The 1,279-nt window shown below is 37.8% G+C and carries 1 protein-coding gene; it reads left to right on the forward strand.

Annotated elements, in window-relative coordinates; genetic code table 11:
- Nucleotides 1-52: 52 nt before the first annotated feature.
- On the forward strand, nucleotides 53-1,279 hold a 1,227-nt coding region (locus KDK19_RS05990; RefSeq protein ID WP_257291547.1), incomplete at its 3' end, for a hypothetical protein.

The following is a 1,279-nucleotide window of genomic DNA, read 5'->3' on the forward strand; positions in this document are numbered from 1 at the left end:
AACCACTGAAAGGAGAAAACAGATATTCCTGGCTGATGTCAGGAGAACAGAATTGAGACATCACTTCACAGACCTTACTGAAGAATTAAAAAATGATATTGATTTTCTGACTGAATATTCAAGTCAGCAGGGTATTCCCTATGGTACACCGCCGAAACTGGCAATACCGATTTATGAGCGTCTGGATATCGCAGCAAAAATAAAATCTTTGCCTGTTCTTCCAGACAGCTTTAAAGATGATGATTTGTATGATCAGCTTATCCGTTCAGGAAGGATACAACTTAAAGACCTGCCACAAGACATCCTGGATAAAAACGAAGAGTACTGTCTTTTACAATTATCGAAGGGGTTGTGTACATTATCAGAGGTTCCGGCTCCGTTTTTAACAAAAAAATCCATTTTGGATTCACTCAATGGTTTCGGTTTGTACGATAATTTTATCGAGTTTTTCAAAAATTATAATAAATATATGACGGCGATCAATGATCCTGACTTCTTTGAAGAGGTACTTCTCAAAGCTACTTCAGCAGCGCTGGAAATAAGAATGAATTGCTATGTTTCAGGCATCTACCCCTTGTCTGATGTTTATCATTATTGCATAGAAAGATACAAAGATGGCAGGGAGGGATTTGCTTCGTTGTTAAAAAGATTGGTAAAAGCTAATCCCTTTTTTGTCATAGTCGTTGAAAATTTGAGTGATTCATTGCTTCAGGAATTGATTGAAATAGGAAAAAAATCATTATCACAAATGTTAAGCACAAGACCTGAAATAAGCCAGGCTTTTGATACAGGAGTCCTTTTTTCTTTCTTTAATAAAGTTAATGCAGAAGATGATTTTAAAAACCGCGTTATGAATATTGTTTATCCGTATTTTCCTGGCAATTATTCCTGCAGTTTCCCGGAAGAAATAAGGCAGAAGCAAGATGCCATAGTCCTGCATTCTGAACCCTTTAGTGCTGGAGAAAGCCATATTATCGACAGACGTTTACGGCCCGAAAAAGCCAAACTCATAATAGACTACATTGAACATTTTCAATTTTTTTTGAATCGTTTTAATGATAAGGAATATCTGGATAAGTGTTGCACTGACCCAACAGTCCGGCAAAGGCTTATTCATGTCCTTGCTAACAGAATCATTGCCAACAAGCAGCTGTTCATGACGGGGTGGAGATCTTGTCTATCCCGACAATTAATTGATGATACTCTGGCTTATCTCAATAATCCTGCCCTTTTCTCCGAACTGGATGTCTCCGGCACATTAACAGAACCGGTGAATCCT

Origin of the sequence: Endozoicomonas sp. ONNA1, assembly GCF_024606325.1 — a bacterium.
In the GTDB taxonomy this organism is placed as follows: Bacteria; Pseudomonadota; Gammaproteobacteria; order Pseudomonadales; family Endozoicomonadaceae; genus Endozoicomonas_A.